This window comes from Streptomyces sp. SAJ15, from assembly GCF_007595705.1.
GTDB lineage: Bacteria > Actinomycetota > Actinomycetes > Streptomycetales > Streptomycetaceae > Streptomyces.
The window spans coordinates 130,041-145,022 of sequence record NZ_NISY01000013.1 but is presented as its reverse complement, the minus strand read 5'-3'; the positions used below and the strand labels follow the sequence as shown (position 1 = coordinate 145,022).

The window sequence follows — 14,982 nt, the reverse complement described above, 5'->3', positions numbered from 1 at the left end:
CGGGCGCGGCGGAGCGCACCGACGGCGCTGTCACGGCGGCGGTTGACCACTCCCCACGTTATCGATAATCGTTTTCATTGTCATCTGACTGAATGACATACGCCCGATCGAGAGAGCTCCGTCGTGACACCCGCCCTTCGCCGCACCGCCGTGCTGACCGCGCTGACCGCGTGCGCCGCCGTGCTGCCCCCGGCCGCGCACCCCGCCGCGGCCCCCACCACCACCGGCGCCACCACCACCGGCGGCATCGCCTTCGGCCCCTGCCCGGCCTCCGTCCCCACCCCCGCCCCGCCGGACCGCGTCGAGTGCGGCACGCTGCGCGTCCCGCTGGACCACCGCCGGCCGCACGGCCGCCACCTCGACATCGCCGTCTCCCGCGTCCCGGCCTCCGGAACGCCCGCCGAGCGGCGCGGGATCCTGCTGGTCAACCCCGGAGGACCGGGCGGGGCCGGACTGTCGTACGCCGTGACCAAGCGCGCCAAGCTGCCGGAACGGGTGCGCCGCGGCTACGACGTCATCGGCTTCGACCCGCGCGGCACCGGGCGCAGCGCGCCCGCCGACTGCGGCCCGATGGGCGGCCTGTTCGCCGCCGACGCCCCCGGCGCCGACCCCGTCCCCCGCGGGCCGGCCGCCGAGCGTGCCCACCTCGCCGCGCTGCGCCGCATGGCCGCCGACTGCGCCGCCGGCGTGGGCAAGGCGCTGCCGCATCTGTCGACCCGTGAGACCGCCCACGACATGGAGGCGATACGCACCGCCCTCGGCGAGCCGAAGCTGTCCTTCCTCGGCGTCAGCTACGGCAGCTATCTGGGGGCCGCCTACGCCGCCCGGTACCCGCACCGCACCGGCCGGATGGTGCTGGACAGCGTCGTCGGGCCGGAGGACTGGTACGACTTCGACCTGCGCCAGGCCCGTGCCCTGCTGGCGCAGCGCACCCGACTCTTCGGCTGGCTGGCCCGGCACCACGACCGCTTCGGCCTGGGCGACACGGCGGCCGAGGTGCGCGCCGGCTACGCCCGGGTGCGGGCGGAGCTCACCGCCCGGCCGGTGGACGGCTTCGGCGCGGCGGCCTTCGACCGGGCCGTCTACCGGACGCTGGGCCGCACCGAGCGCTGGGCGCCGTTCGGCGAGGGGCTGCGCGGCTACCTCCGCGAGGGCACGGTGGCCGGACTGCGCCCCGGCGTCCCCTTCGACGGCCCGGACTCCCGGACGTACGAGGCCGCCAACCGCACGGTCAAGTGCGCGGACGGGCCGGGGCCGAAGGCCAGCCGGCTCCTCCCCGAGCTGCGGCGACTCCGTCGGCTGGACCCGCTGCCGGTGGTGACCGGGCTGGAGGCGGACGTGTGCGCCTACTGGCCGCACCGGCCGGCCGCGCGCACCCGACTCGGCGGCCCGAACGTCCCGCCGGTGCTGCTGGTCGCCTCCGAGCACGATCCCGTCACCCCCGTCGCGGGCGCCCATCGGCTGCGCCGCGCCCTCCCCGGCTCCCGACTGGTGACCCTGTACGACGACTACTCCCACGGCGTCTTCGCCAGCCGGGGCGACGCCTGCGTGGACGGGACGGTGGCCGCGTACCTGGTCGACGGGTCGGTGCCGGCACGGGACGTGCGGTGCGCGGGGGCCGGCCTGCCGTGACCCGGTGGGCGGCCCTCGGCCGCGGATCCCCCTGGCGGGCGAACGCGCCGGGCCGCCGGCCGTACCAGACGGCCCGACGGCGGTCGAGGTGGTACGGATAGCCGCACGTCGAGGCGGGGACACGGGCAGGGAGCAGCCGGTATGGAGTGGTTCACCTCGGCCGACTACTGGCTGAGCCGGCTGGTCTTCCAGCGTGGGCTGGCCGCCGTCTACCTGGTGGCGTTCGTGGTGGCCGGCAACCAGTTCCGGGCGCTGATCGGCGAGCGGGGCATGCTGCCCGTGCCGGAGTTCACGGCGCGGGTGCCGTTCCGCCGCGCCCCCAGCCTCTTCCAGCTCCGCTACTCCGACCGGCTGTTCGCCGGCTGCGCCTGGTCGGGCGCGGCGCTGGCGGCGGCGGTGCTGCTGGGCGCTGCCGACGCGGTGCCGCTGTGGGCGGCGATGGTCATGTGGGCGGTGCTGTGGGCGCTGTACCTGTCGATCGTCAACGTCGGACAGGTGTGGTACGGCTTCGGCTGGGAGTCGCTGCTGCTGGAGGCGGGCTTCCTCGCCGTCTTCCTCGGCAACGACGAGACCGGCCCGCCGGTGCTGGTGCTGTGGCTGCTGCGCTGGGTGCTGTTCCGGGTCGAGTTCGGCGCGGGGCTGATCAAGATGCGTGGGGACAGCTGCTGGCGCGATCTGACCTGCCTCTACTACCACCACGAGACACAGCCGATGCCCGGCCCGCTGAGCTGGTTCTTCCACCACCTGCCCCGGCCGCTGCACCGGGTGGAGGTGGCGGCCAACCACGTCGCCCAGCTCGGCCTGCCCGTGCTGCTCTTCACCCCGCAGCCGGTGGCGAGCGTGGCGGCCGGACTGATCATCGTCACCCAGCTGTGGCTGGTGGTCTCCGGCAACTTCTCCTGGCTCAACTGGCTGACGATCCTGCTGGCGGTGCCGGCGGTCGACGGCCGGCGCGCCGCGGAGGTGCTGTCGCTGCCCGCGCCGCCGTCGACGCCCGCCACCCCCATGTGGTTCGCGGCCCTGGTGCTGGCGGTGACCGCTTTCACGCTGTGGCTCAGCTACTGGCCCGCCCGCAATCTGCTGTCGGGCCATCAGCTGATGAACTACTCCTTCAACCCGCTGCACCTGGTCAACGCCTACGGGGCCTTCGGCTCCATCAGCCGCAGCCGCTACGAGGTGGTGATCGAGGGCACGGACGAGGCCGTGGTCACCCAGGACACGGTGTGGCGGGCGTACGAGTTCAAGGGGAAACCGGGGGACGTGCGCCGGCTGCCGCGCCAGTTCGCCCCGTACCATCTGCGGCTGGACTGGCTGATGTGGTTCGCCGCGCTGTCCCCCGCCTACGCCAGGTCATGGTTCGTCCCGCTGGTCGGCAAGCTGCTGGACAACGACCCGGCGACGCTCCGACTGCTGCGCTCCAGCCCCTTCCCCGGCAGCCCGCCGACCTACGTCCGGGCCCGGGTCTACCTCTACCGCTTCACGACCTGGAGCGAGCTGCGCGCCACCGGCGCGTGGTGGCACCGGACGCCGGTCCGCGACTTCCTGCCGCCGGTGCGGCGGAGCCACGCGGGCGACGAGGTGGGCTGAGCCGGGGCCCGGGCGGCGAGCGGTCAGTCGGCGAGCCGAGCCTCGATCCGGTCGCGGATGCCCCGCAGTTGCAGCTGGGTGCTGCGGTTGATGTGCGCCGCCATCGCCTCGGCGGAGGCGGGCGCCTCGGCCTTCAGATGGAACTCGTCCACCCAGCGCATCTGCGTGCCGCTGCCGACCTCCGTGAACTCCCAGACACTGGCCATGGATTCGAAGGGACCGGTCTCGACCCGACGGGAGCGCACCGTGCGGGTCGCGGGATCGACGGTGCGCTCGGAGACCCAGCTCCAGTACGAACCGCAGTCGTCCGGGTGCAGGGTCAGCCGGAACTGGGTGGTGTTGCCCTCCCGGACCAGGATCTCCGCGGTGGCGTAGTCGCTGAAAAGATCCGGCCAGGACTCGACGTCGTTGGTGATCTCCCAGATCAGGTCGATCGGGGCCTGGATGACGATGGAGTTGTCCACGCGCGCGGTCATCCCGCTCACTCCCCGCCGACGGCGCTCGTGGAGCCGGTGTGGGTCTCGGTGTCGACGTGCCCCAGCTCCGGGCGCGGGGCCAGCGGGGAGAGATGGAAGACGACACGCGCCGGGACCAGGCCGACGTTGCGGAACCGGTGGCGCACCCCGATGGGCACCATCAGGCCCTGGTCGGCACGCAGCTCCCGCGGGGTGCCGTCGAGGTCCACGACCAGGCTGCCCTCGACGACGAAGACGAACTCCTCGGAGTACGGGTGGTAGTGCTCGGCGACGTAGTCACCCGGCTGGATGCCCGCCACGCCGAGGAAGCCCGAGGTGGAGCCGACGGACTTGGGGCTGAGCAGGGTGCGCAGCTCTCCGCCGCGCCGGCGGTCGGGCGCGACATCGCCGAGCGAGACGACGGGGACATGCTGTGCGCTCACGGTTCCTCCTCGGAACGGCACCGGTGGTGAGGTGGTGGGGTCGCGGCGTTCCGCGCCGTTCGCCCGGAAACGCCGTGATGCGAGCGTGCCCACCCCCGCTCAGGAAACGCACAGGTCCGCCACAAGAGCGGCCCTCAGCAGGCCCCTCCCGTCCCCTCCTCGGCGACCGCCCCGGTCGCCGATCCGGCCCGCGAGTCGGCGAGCGGGGCGGCATCGGCGTCGGCGGAGACCTCGGGGGCGCCGATCCGCTCCAACGCGTACTCCCGCACCAGCCCGCGGAAGCGGTAGTGCCGCTGGGTGTCGGCGCCGTCGTCGGCGAGTTCGACCAGGGAGGCGTCGGCGAGCCGCATCAGCACCATGTCGGCGGCGGCGGGGTCGAGGCCGAGCGTCCGCGCCCCCTGGGCGGCCGTGAGCATCCGGCGGGGCGCCAGCGCCAGCCGGAGGAAGGCGGTCTGGGTGTCCCCGTCGAGCCGGTCGAAGCACGCCTCCAGCCGGTCGTAGAGATCCAGGCCCACGCTGGCCAGGTCCGCCATGCGACGCTGCCCCTTGGCGGTGCGCAGTTGCGCCGCCACCCAGGAGACGCGGATGGGACGGGTGGCCATCAGCCGCTCGCCGATGAAGGTGATGGCCAGTGGCAGCCCGTCCACGATGCGGACCACCTCGGCCGCCGCCTGCGGTTCGGCGTCGGTGCGCTCCCGGCCGATGATCCGGGCCAGCAGCCGCACGCCGTCCCGCACCGACAGACAGCCCAGCCGAACGACGCGCTCGGCGCGCAGCCCGTAGAGCAGCGAACGGCTGGTGACCAGCACCCCGCAGGCGGAGCCGCCCGGCAGCAGCGGCTCCACCTGGGCGGCGGAGGCGGCGTCGTCCAGCACCAGCAGCACCCGCCGCTCCGCGCTCCAGGTGCGGAACAGCGCCATCCGCTCCCCCACCGTGGCCGGCGCCTCGGCGGCCGGGATGCCGATGCCGCGCAGGATCTGCTCCCAGCCGTCCGCGGCGCCCGCGGGTCCGTGGCGGCCGCAGGCGGCGCAGGCCGCGCCCGGGGCGCGCTGCGAGCCGCCGAGCGGCACATAGATCTGACCGTCCGGATAGCGGTGGCGGACGGCGTGGGCCAGGTGGACGGCGGTGGCCGTCTTGCCGGTGCCCGGCATGCCGACGAGGGAGACCACCGGAGGCCCGGCCCGCCCGGAGCCGGTGGCCAGCAGCCCGCCCAGCTCGCCGAGGAGCTGCCGCCGCCCGGTGAAGTCCGCGGTGTCCCGGGGCAGCTGGGCGGGTGGGGGCGCGGCGCGGCGGGCGGCGGGCGCCCCGGCGGGCGGCGGATCGAGGGTGGGCGAGGCGATGAGCATCGAGCGCTGCAGCCGCTGGAGTTCGGGGCCGGGCTCCAGACCGAGCTCGTCGACCAGTTGGCCGCGCAGATCCTGGAAGACCTTGAGCGCCTCGCTGCGCCGCCCGGAGCGGTACAGCGCCAGCATCAGCTTGGCGTGGATGCCCTCGTGCAGCGGCCTGGACCTGGCCAGCGCCTTGAGCTCGCCGGTCAGCTCTTGGTGGCGGCGCAGCTGGAAGTCGGCCTCGATGCGCATCTCCAGCGCCCGCAGCCGGCTCTCCTCCAGCTCGGCGGCGTGCGCTTCCAGTAACTCCCCGCACTCGACGTTGGCGAGCGCGCCGCCGCGCCACAGGCCCAGCGCGCGGGCGAGGGTGGCGCTGGCCCGCCCCGGGTCCCCGGCGGCCAGGGCGTCGCCGCCCTCCCTGACCAGCGACCGGAAGGCGCTCACGTCGACGGCCTCGTCCGGTACGCGGATCAGATAGCCGCCCGGCCGGGTCTCCAGGAAGGAGCCGTCCGACTCCGGATCCCGTCCGTGATCCTGCCCGCGCGCCAGCGACCGGCGCAGCTCGTAGACGTAGGTGTGCACCGCGCGCACCGCCTTGTCCGGCGGGTTGCTCCCCCACAGCTCGTCGATGAGCGCCTTCGTCGGCACCACCTCGCCGTGCCGCAGTATCAGCAGGGCCAGGGCGCGACGGAGTTTGGGTGCGCTCGGCGTGGCCCGTGTCTGGGTGCTCGTCAGCACTTCGAAATTGCCCAGAACCTGAAACCTCATCCCGACCCCCGTGTTGTGATGATGGGTGAAGGTTCGGATCTCGCCCCCCGTGTTCAGGCTGAGGCCGAACATACCATCGCGGCGCCCGATCGATACCGGTGTGGCATGTTTCGGTTCAGTTATGCCTCCATCCCTTGGACACGGGGCTCGGCACCCTTCCCATGAGCCCCGCCAACGACGTGCGCACCGCCGTGAGAGGCCCGCCCGAACGCCGCGACCCGCCCGCCCGGCGGGGGCCGGGGGGCGGGTCGCGTGCGTCGGGCGGGTCGGTCAGCCGAGACCGGGGGTCGCGCGGTGCACCGGGCCGTGGGCGGTCAGGCAGTGCTCGGGGCGCGGCGCGGAGTCGTCGGCCTCCGCCCCGACCGGTCGCCACAGCACCTCGTGCCCGCGCAGATGGTCCACCTGGAGGGTGGTGTGGGTGATGCCGTACTCCCGGTGCAGCACGGCCTCCAGTTCCTTGCGCACGGCGTGGCAGTCCCCGCCGGGGGCGACCAGCACATGGCTGGAGAGCGAGACCTCGCCGGAGGTGATCTGCCAGACGTGCAGGTCGTGCACCTCGGCCACCTGCGGATGGGCGACCAGCCGGTTGCCGACCTCGTCCGGCTCGACGCCGGCGGGCGCCGCCTCCAGCAGGATCCGACCGGAGGCCCGCACCAGCCCCACCCCGGCCTTGAGCATCAGGGCGACCACGACCAGCGCGGCGATCGCGTCGGCCCGCGCGAAGCCGGTCAGCAGGACCACCAGTCCGGAGACGGCGGTGCCGATGAAGGCGTAGAGGTCGTTGAGGACGTGCTGGAAGGCACCCTCCACGTTGAGCGAGGAGCGGTTCGCCCGCGACATGCACCAGGCGGCCGCGATGTTGACGACCACTCCGGCCAGCCCGGTGGCCAGCACCAGTCCGCCGTCGACCGCGGGCGGGTCGATCAGCCGCTGCACCGCCTCGTATCCGAGGAATCCGGCGAGCAGCACCAGCGACAGTCCGTTGGCCTGGGCGGAGAGGATCTCCGCGCGCTTGAGGCCGTAGGTGTAACCGCCGCGCGCGGGGCGGGCGGAGAGCCGGATCGCGACCAGTGCCAGCACGATCGCGGCGGCGTCGGTGAGCATGTGGGCGGCGTCCGAGAGGAGGGCCACCGAACCCGCGATCACACCGATGACCACCTCCACCGCCATGAAGGCGGCGATGAGGGTGAGGGCGAGGGTCAACCAGCGGCGGTCGGCGTCGGCCGACACGCCGTGGCTGTGCCCCCCGTGCCCGTGTCCGTCGTGGCCGTGGCCGTCGTGTCCCGCGTGGCCGTGCCCGTGACCGTCCCGGCCCGCGTGCCCGTGGCCGTCGGGTCCGTGCCCGCCGTCGTGCCCGCGTCCCTCGTGACCGTCGTGGCCGGGGCCGCCGGGCCGGTGGCCACCGTGGTCACGCGCTCGTCGCCGCCGCGCTCCCGGTCCATGGTCGTGCTCGCCGCGCGCGTCCTGGCCGTCCTCGTGCGCTTGCGTGTGAGTGCCCACCCACTCCTCCTCGAATCGCCGTCGGAACATCGCAATTGAACACCGCGTCAGAGAATTCTCCAAAGACTGCAATGGAGACGGTTATCGATTGCCAGATATTCCGAATTCGATTTCGAGAACGCTTTTCAGAGGAGCGCACCGGGCGCCGAAATCGCTGGTGCGTACGAGACCGCCCCGGTCCGGGTGAGACGTGCCCGGGGAGGGTGACCGCACCCCCGGCCGCGCGTTGATGGGTTGTGGCTACCATGACGCAACGGCGCCTCGCCTCGCCGGGCAGCAGACCACTGACCTGGGCTTCACAGGCCGAAACGGTTCCTCAGTCGGCCTGTGTGCCCATCTACTCCGACCTCGTGCAGCGCTGGGCCTCGGCCGGCCGCACGGTCCCGGGCTCCTACGACCACGAGTGGGCCGAGCTGATGCGCCGGCCACCGTGGCCGGACAGCGGCGGCGGCTACCAGGTTCCCTGAACCCGGTAGCCGCCGTCTCGCGTCTCGGCCTCGGCCGTGGCCGCGGTCAGCCCTCGGCGTCCTCCCCGGAACCGCTCTCCAGGTTGCCCTCGGTCTCCAGGTAGAGCTCGCGCACGGCGGCCAGCACCTCGGCGTCCGGCTCGGCCCACATCCCTCGGCTCTCCGCCTCCAGCAGCCGCTCGGCCATGCCGTGCAGCGCCCAGGGGTTGGCCTCCTCCAGGAAGGCGCGGTTCTCGGGGTCGAGCAGGTAGCTCTGCGCGAGCTTGTCGTACATCCAGTCGGCGACGACGCCGGTCGTGGCGTCGTAGCCGAAGAGGTAGTCGACGGTCGCGGCGAGTTCGAAGGCGCCCTTGTAGCCGTGGCGGCGCATCGCCTCGATCCAGCGCGGGTTGACCACGCGGGCGCGGAAGACCCGCGAGGTCTCCTCGTGCAGGGTGCGGGTGCGCACCGTCTCGGGGCGGGTGCTGTCGCCGATGTACGCGGCCGGGGCGGTGCCCTTCAGCGCACGGACGGTGGCGACCATGCCACCGTGGTACTGGAAGTAGTCGTCCGAGTCGGCGATGTCGTGCTCGCGGGTGTCGGTGTTCTTCGCCGCCACCGCGATCCGCTTGTACGCGGTCTCCATCTCCGCGCGCGCCGGACGGCCCTCCAGCCCGCGCCCGTAGGCGTAGCCGCCCCACACCGTGTAGACCTCGGCCAGGTCGGCGTCGGTGCGCCAGTCGCGGCTGTCGATGAGCTGGAGCAGACCGGCGCCGTAGGTGCCGGGCCGCGAGCCGAAGATGCGAACCGTGGCCCGGCGCTCGTCGCCGTGCTCGGCGAGGTCGGCGCGGGTGTGCGCCCGTACGTAGTTGTCCTCGTCGGCCTCGTCGAGGGAGGCGGCGAGCCGTACGGCGTCGTCCAGCAGCCCGATCACATGCGGGAAGGCGTCCCGGAAGAAGCCGCTGATGCGCAGGGTGACGTCGATGCGCGGGCGGCCCAACTGGTCCAGGGGCACGGCCTCCAGGCCGGTGACGCGCCGCGAGGCGTCGTCCCAGACCGGGCGCACGCCCAGCAGCGCCATCGCCTCGGCGACGTCGTCGCCGGCGGTGCGCATCGCGCTGGTGCCCCACAGGGACAGGCCGACCGACTCCGGCCAGCGGCCGTTGTCGGCGTGGTAGCGCTCCAGCAGGGAGTCGGCGAGCGCCTGGCCCGTCTCCCAGGCCAGCCGGCTGGGTACGGCCTTGGGGTCGACGGAGTAGAAGTTGCGGCCCGTCGGCAGCACGTTGACCAGTCCGCGCAGCGGCGAGCCGGACGGGCCGGCCGGCACGAAGCCGCCGGCCAGGGCGTGCACCGCGTGGTCGAGTTCGTCGGTGGTGGCGGACAGCCGGGGCACCACCTGGCGGGCGGCGAAGTCCAGGATCGCGACGACCGCGGTGCGCTGATCCTCCGGGACCCCGGCGCAGACCTCCGCGACGGCCTCCGGCCGCCAGTCGGCGTCCTCCATCGCCTGGACCAGCGCCCGGGCCCGCTCCTCCGCCTCGTCGGCGCCGGTGCGGGTGGCGGCGGCCTCGTCGAGGCCGAGGGCCTCGCGCAGTCCGGGCAGCGCCGAGGTGCCGCCCCAGATCTGCCGGGCGCGCAGGATGGCCAGCACCAGGTTGACCCGGTCGGCGCCGGTCGGGGCGCCGCCCAGGACGTGCAGCCCGTCGCGGATCTGGGCGTCCTTGACCTCGCACAGCCAGCCGTCGACGTGCAGCAGGAAGTCGTCGAAGCCGTCGTCGTCGGGGCGGTCCGCCATGCCCAGGTCGTGGTCGAGCCTGGCGGCCTGGATCAGGGTCCAGATCTGGGCGCGGATGGCCGGCAGCTTCGCCGGGTCCATCGAGGAGATCTGGGCGTACTCGTCCAGCAGCTGCTCCAGCCGGGCGATGTCGCCGTAGGAGTCGGCGCGGGCCATCGGCGGCACCAGGTGGTCGACCAGGGTGGCGTGCACCCGGCGCTTGGCCTGGGTGCCCTCGCCCGGGTCGTTGACCAGGAACGGGTAGACCAGCGGCAGGTCGCCCAGCGCGGCGTCGGGGCCGCAGGCGGCGGACAGGCCGGCGTTCTTGCCCGGCAGCCACTCCAGGTTGCCGTGCTTGCCCAGGTGCACCATGGCGTCGGCGCCGAAGCCGCCGTCGGACCGCGGGGTGCCGATCCAGCGGTAGGCCGCCAGGTAGTGGTGCGAGGGCGGCAGGTCCGGGTCGTGGTAGATGGCGATGGGGTTCTCGCCGAAGCCGCGCGGCGGCTGGATGAGGATCAGCAGATTGCCGAAGCGCAGCGCGGCCAGCACGATGTCGCCGTCGGGATTCCGGCTGGTGTCGACGAACATCTCGCCCGGCGGCGGGCCCCAGTGCTCCTCGACCGCGTCCCGCAGCTCCTTGGGCAGCTTGGCGTACCAGCGGCGGTAGTCGGCGGCCGGGATGCGGATCGGGTTGCGGGCGAGCTGCTCCTCCGTCAGCCAGTCCTGGTCGTGGCCGCCCGCCTCGATCAGGGCGTAGATCAGCTCGTCGCCGTCGCCGGAGGCGAGGCCCGGGACCTCCTCGGTGCCGAAGTCGTAGCCCTCCTCGCGCAGCCGGCGCAGCAGGGCGACGGCGCTGGCGGGCGTGTCCAGGCCCACCGCGTTGCCGATGCGGGAGTGCTTGGTCGGGTACGCGGAGAGGACCAGCGCCAAGCGCTTCTCGGCCGCCGGGATGTGGCGCAGCCGGGCGTGCCGGACCGCGATGCCGGCGACCCGCGCGGCGCGCTCGGGGTCGGCGGCGTAGACCGGCAGCCCGTCCTCGTCGATCTCCTTGAAGGAGAACGGCACGGTGATGAGGCGACCGTCGAACTCGGGCACGGCGACCTGGGTGGCGGCGTCGAGCGGCGAGAGCCCCTCGTCGTTCTCCTCCCAGGCGCTGCGCGAGCCGGTCAGACAGAGCGCCTGGAGGACCGGGACGTCGAGCGAGGTGAGCGCGCCCGCGTCCCACGCCTCGTCGTCGCCGCCCGCGGATGCCTCCGCGGGTCGGGTGCCGCCGGCGGCCAGCACGGTGGTGACGATGGCGTCGGCCGCCCGCAGCTCCTCGATCAGCTCCGGCTCGGGCGCCCGCAGCGAGGCGACGAACAGCGGCATCGGGCGCCCGCCGGCGTCCTCGACGGCCTGGCTGAGCGCCTCCACGAAGGCGGTGTTGCCGCTCATGTGGTGGGCGCGGTAGTAGAGCACGGCCACGACCGGGCCGCTGTCGTTCCGCGCGGTGCGCTCCAGCGGGCCCCAGGAGGGCGCCGGGCTCGGCGGCTCGAAGCCGTGGCCGGTGAGCAGCACGGTGTCGGAGAGGAAGCGGGCCAGCTGCTCCAGGTTGGCGGGCCCGCCGTGCGCCAGGTAGGCGTGCGCCTCGGCGGCGATGCCGACCGGGACCGTGGACGCCTCCATCAGCTGGGCGTCGGGGGCCTGTTCGCCGGACAGCACCACGACCGGGAGGTCGGTGGCGCGCAGCGCGTCGATCCCCTCCTGCCAGGCGCGGACGCCACCGAGGAGGCGAACGACGACGAGCTCCACGCCGTCGAGGAGGGCGGGCAGCTCGTCCAGGTCGAGCCGGGCCGGGTTGCCGAGCCGGAAGGGCACGGGCCCCTCGGCGGCTCGGGCACTGAGCAGATCGGTGTCGGACGTCGACAGCAGCAGGATCACAGGACTTCGCCTCGCGCATTCGGGCCGGGCCAGGCAGCCGACCTGGCGTGGAGGGCGGGGATGGTGCCGCGCACATCGCGGTGCGCGGCGGAGGGCGGCGCCCCGCGCGGCACGGAGCGTGCCGCGCGGACGGCCGCCGTGGCGGACGCCTGCGCCTTCGGGGGCGCCTGCGCCGTGACTGGCGCCTGTGCCACGGCGGACGCCTGCGCGACAACGGCCGATACGGCGGCCGGGCGGGCGGGCGCCGTCGCGGCGGCGGGCGTTGGGGAGGCCGGGGACGCCGGGGAGATCGGGGACGCCGCGGAGTGCGTCGGGGCGGCGTCGGTCGTCGTGCACGCCAGGACGGCACCGCGCGTCGTGAGTGACGGGACGGTGCCGCGCGTCATAGGTGACGGGACGGCGGCGCGCATCGTGAAGGCCGCGGGCGCGGCGGGGGCGGGTGTGGCAGGGGCGGTGGCCGCCGCGCGGACGGCGGACGTGGCGAACGCCGCGGACCGCGTCGGCACGGCGGACGAGAGGCGCCCTTCGAACCGCCCGTCGAACCGCCCCTCGAACGGCGACACCATGGCCACCGCGCGTACGGCGGATACCGCGGACACCGTGGACGACGGCGCCACGGCAGACGGGGAGAACACCGCGGACGTCGGTCGCGCCATGGACCGCGTGCGTACGGCGGGTGTCGAGGGCGTCGCGGGCCTCGCGGACAGGGCGCGTACGGCGGTCGCCGTGGGCTTCGGGGCGGGCATCGAGGGCGGCGGCGCCAACGTCGCTACGGCGGGCGTGGTGCGGGCCATGGGCGCCACGGGCGTCAGGCGCCGGGCGGGGGCCGGGCGCCGGGTGGTCGCTGTCGCTGCCGGGCGTATCGGGGACGGGGCGCCGGGCGCCGGGGGTTCCCGGAGCACCGGGGGCGGCGCGGGCACCGGGGGCGCCGGGCGCGCCGGAGGCGGCACGGGCGCGGGGCCCGAGCGCGACCGGAACATGAGCATGCTGCGGCAAGCCTTCCTCGGGGTCCGCGCCCCGGGCGGTTGAGGACGGCGGGAGTTCCTGGCTCACGCGACGGCCGGTGGGCCGCCGCGCTGACAGTGGCGGGACCGCGCCGGATTCACACCGGCTTCCTCCCCTGACGCCGTCGCTGGCGGTGGCGGACCGGAGCAGGTCCACCGAGAGGCATAGTACGGGGAGGAGATCAACCCTGGGCAAGGGCGAGCTCGCGCGAGGTAGCCGCCGGACGGGCCGAGGGGAGGGCATCAGCCGAGGTCGTCGGTATGCTCGCCGCCATGCCGCTCTCCCCCGCAACCGCCCCGACAGGGGTCGAGCCGCCCGTGCGCGGGCGCGCCGACGCCTGCCCCGGCGCACTGCGTCTGCACGCGGCCGACGACGGCGCGCTGGCCCGGATCCGCCTGCCCGCCGGACTCCTGACGGCCCATCAGGCACACTCGCTGGCGACCGCCGCCGAGGAGCTCGGGGACGCACAGCTGGACATCACCTCGCGCGGCAACGTACAGCTGCGCGGACTGGCCGCCGACTGCGGCGGCGAGCTCGCCGAGCGGCTGCGGGCCGCCGGGCTGTTGCCGTCGGACCGGCACGAGCGGGCGCGCAACGTGGTCGCCTCGCCGCTGTGCGGGCTGGACGGCCTGGGCTTCGCCGACGTCCAGAGCTGGGCACGGCGACTCGACGCACTGCTGCGCGAACACGCGGACACCGCCGGACTTTCCGGGCGATTCCTGTTCGCACTCGACGACGGACGCGGTGATGTGGCGGCCCTCGGGGGCGATGTGACATTGATCGCAACGCCGAGCAGCGGCGCCCTGCTGTGCCTGGGCGCCGACCCCGTGGGGCTGCCCGTGCCGGCCGAGGACGCGCCGCGCGCCGCCGTGCTGGCGGCGCGGGAGTTCCTCGCGGCGGTGGCGGAGAGCGGCACGCGCGCCTGGCGGGTGCGGGAACTCCCCGCCCCCCACGCCCTGTCGGCGCGGCGGGTGGCGCGGAGGCTCGTGGAGGCGGGCCTGGAGCCGGGTGAGCCCGCCGCACCGCCGTCGCCCGCGCGCCCGCCCGGCGCCCCGCCCGCTCCCGGCCTGGTCGAGGGGCCGGACGGCCACCACGCGCTGTCCGTACTGGCGCCGCTCGGCCGGCTGACCACCGCGCAGTGGCGGCTGCTGGCCGACGTGGCGGGCCGGGACGGGGCGGACGAGCTGCGCGTGACGCCGTGGCGCGGGGTGCTGCTGCCCGGCCTCCGCGCCGGCGTCGCCGCCGCCCGACTCGGGGAGCTGGCCGACGCCGGACTCGTCACCGCGGGAGACTCGCCGTGGCTGGGCGTCGGCGCCTGCACGGGCCGCCCCGGCTGTGCCAAGTCGCTGGCCGACGTCCGCGCGGACGCGGCTCAGGCCGCCCGGACGGCGCGCGGCTCCGCGCTCGACGCGCTACCGGTCTACTGGTCGGGCTGCGAGCGCCGCTGCGGTCACCCGGCCGCCGGCCGCTGGGTGGACGTGCTGGCCACCGGGAGCGGCTACCGGGTATCCGTCTGGGACCTGCCGGCGGCCCCGGCGAACGCCCCGCACGAGCGAGCGGACGTACCGCGCGAACCCGCGGAGACACGGCGCCAGCCCACGGCCACACCACACGAACCCACCGCCGCGCCGCACCAGCCGGCGGACGCGCCGGGCCAGCTCGCGGAGGCACCGGGCCCACCTGCGGACGCGCCGGGCCGACCGGCGGACGCACTCGACGAACCCAACAACGCACCGGGCGACCCCGAAGCCGCATCAAACCAACCCTCAGAGGCCCCAAAACCGCGCCAACCCGCGGACCGAGGCGGGGCGGCGTTGGTGAACCGGGCGGTGGATGACGCCCGGTCGGCGACGCGCGGTGCAGCGGGAGGGCCACCGGACACCGCGCGTGCCACGGCGGAGCCGGTCGCCTTGCCGCCGGGGTCTCCGATCAACGAGCGGGGCCACGGCGCGGCCATCCGGCCGGCAACCGCCCGGCGTGCCCCGGGGAACGCCCCCGCTCGCGCGCCGGCAGGACCGCCGGACACACCCCGCGCCCCGGTGGAACCGACCGTCGCACCGCCGGGCCCCCCGGTCCACCAGCAGCCGCACGGCACACCCCGGTCGACAACCTCCCGGCCGGACC

Annotated in this window: 9 protein-coding genes, 1 pseudogene and 1 riboswitch; of the genes and pseudogenes, 5 read left to right on the top strand and 5 right to left on the bottom strand. The window is 74.8% G+C overall.

Annotated elements, in window-relative coordinates; translation table 11 throughout:
• Positions 1-123 precede the first annotated feature (123 nt).
• Positions 124-1,632 (top strand): alpha/beta hydrolase, encoded by a 1,509-nt coding sequence (locus tag CD790_RS26945; RefSeq protein ID WP_144385952.1) that lies wholly within the window; start codon positions 124-126, stop codon positions 1,630-1,632.
• 141 nt (positions 1,633-1,773) lie between these two features.
• Positions 1,774-3,219, top strand: a complete 1,446-nt coding sequence (locus CD790_RS26940; protein ID WP_144385951.1) for a lipase maturation factor family protein — start codon at positions 1,774-1,776, stop codon at positions 3,217-3,219.
• Between the two features lie 23 nt (positions 3,220-3,242).
• Here CD790_RS26940 and CD790_RS26935 read toward each other — a convergent pair whose 3' ends face one another.
• The 4 genes from CD790_RS26935 to CD790_RS26920 all read right to left on the bottom strand — a co-directional run bounded on the left by CD790_RS26935 (position 3,243) and on the right by CD790_RS26920 (position 7,713).
• Positions 3,243-3,695, bottom strand: a complete 453-nt coding sequence (locus CD790_RS26935) for an SRPBCC family protein (protein ID WP_144385950.1) — start codon at positions 3,693-3,695, stop codon at positions 3,243-3,245.
• Between the two features lie 5 nt (positions 3,696-3,700).
• The gene (locus tag CD790_RS26930; protein WP_144385949.1) at positions 3,701-4,117 is read right to left on the bottom strand and encodes a cupin domain-containing protein; all 417 of its coding nucleotides are present in this window, start codon (positions 4,115-4,117) and stop codon (positions 3,701-3,703) included.
• Between the two features lie 134 nt (positions 4,118-4,251).
• The gene (locus CD790_RS26925) at positions 4,252-6,213 is read right to left on the bottom strand and encodes a BTAD domain-containing putative transcriptional regulator (RefSeq protein ID WP_186319258.1); all 1,962 of its coding nucleotides are present in this window, start codon (positions 6,211-6,213) and stop codon (positions 4,252-4,254) included.
• A gap of 270 nt (positions 6,214-6,483) precedes the next feature.
• Complete coding sequence (locus tag CD790_RS26920) at positions 6,484-7,713, bottom strand: cation diffusion facilitator family transporter (RefSeq protein WP_144385947.1); 1,230 nt, start codon at positions 7,711-7,713, stop codon at positions 6,484-6,486.
• 329 nt (positions 7,714-8,042) lie between these two features.
• Between CD790_RS26920 and CD790_RS36225 the strand changes: the two genes are divergently transcribed.
• Positions 8,043-8,180: a hypothetical protein gene (locus CD790_RS36225; RefSeq protein ID WP_260867903.1), complete on the top strand. Its 138-nt coding sequence runs from the start codon at positions 8,043-8,045 to the stop codon at positions 8,178-8,180.
• 46 nt (positions 8,181-8,226) lie between these two features.
• On the opposite strand, the gene cobN is transcribed toward CD790_RS36225, so the two are convergent.
• On the bottom strand, positions 8,227-11,853 hold the full coding sequence (cobN, locus tag CD790_RS26910; RefSeq protein ID WP_144385945.1) for a cobaltochelatase subunit CobN: 3,627 nt from the start codon (positions 11,851-11,853) through the stop codon (positions 8,227-8,229).
• A 60-nt stretch (positions 11,854-11,913) separates the two neighbouring features.
• Between cobN and CD790_RS26905 the strand changes: the two genes are divergently transcribed.
• Positions 11,914-12,882, top strand: a complete 969-nt coding sequence (locus tag CD790_RS26905; RefSeq protein ID WP_144385944.1) for a hypothetical protein — start codon at positions 11,914-11,916, stop codon at positions 12,880-12,882.
• Positions 12,883-12,891: 9 nt separating this feature from the next.
• Positions 12,892-12,971: riboswitch (cobalamin riboswitch) on the bottom strand.
• A gap of 147 nt (positions 12,972-13,118) precedes the next feature.
• Positions 13,119-14,456, top strand: a pseudogene (gene cobG, locus CD790_RS36220) (precorrin-3B synthase); the annotation flags it as partial.
• Positions 14,457-14,982 lie beyond the last annotated feature (526 nt).

Bases quoted from the DNA above. Each gene is read 5' to 3' on its own strand.
- CD790_RS26925 (WP_186319258.1), bottom strand. From the start codon at position 6,213: ATGAGGTTTCAGGTTCTGGGCAATTTCGAAGTGCTGACGAGCACCCAG.
- CD790_RS26940 (WP_144385951.1), top strand. From the start codon at position 1,774: ATGGAGTGGTTCACCTCGGCCGACTACTGGCTGAGCCGGCTGGTCTTC.
- CD790_RS26935 (WP_144385950.1), bottom strand. From the start codon at position 3,695: ATGACCGCGCGCGTGGACAACTCCATCGTCATCCAGGCCCCGATCGAC.
- CD790_RS26905 (WP_144385944.1), top strand. From the start codon at position 11,914: ATGGTGCCGCGCACATCGCGGTGCGCGGCGGAGGGCGGCGCCCCGCGC.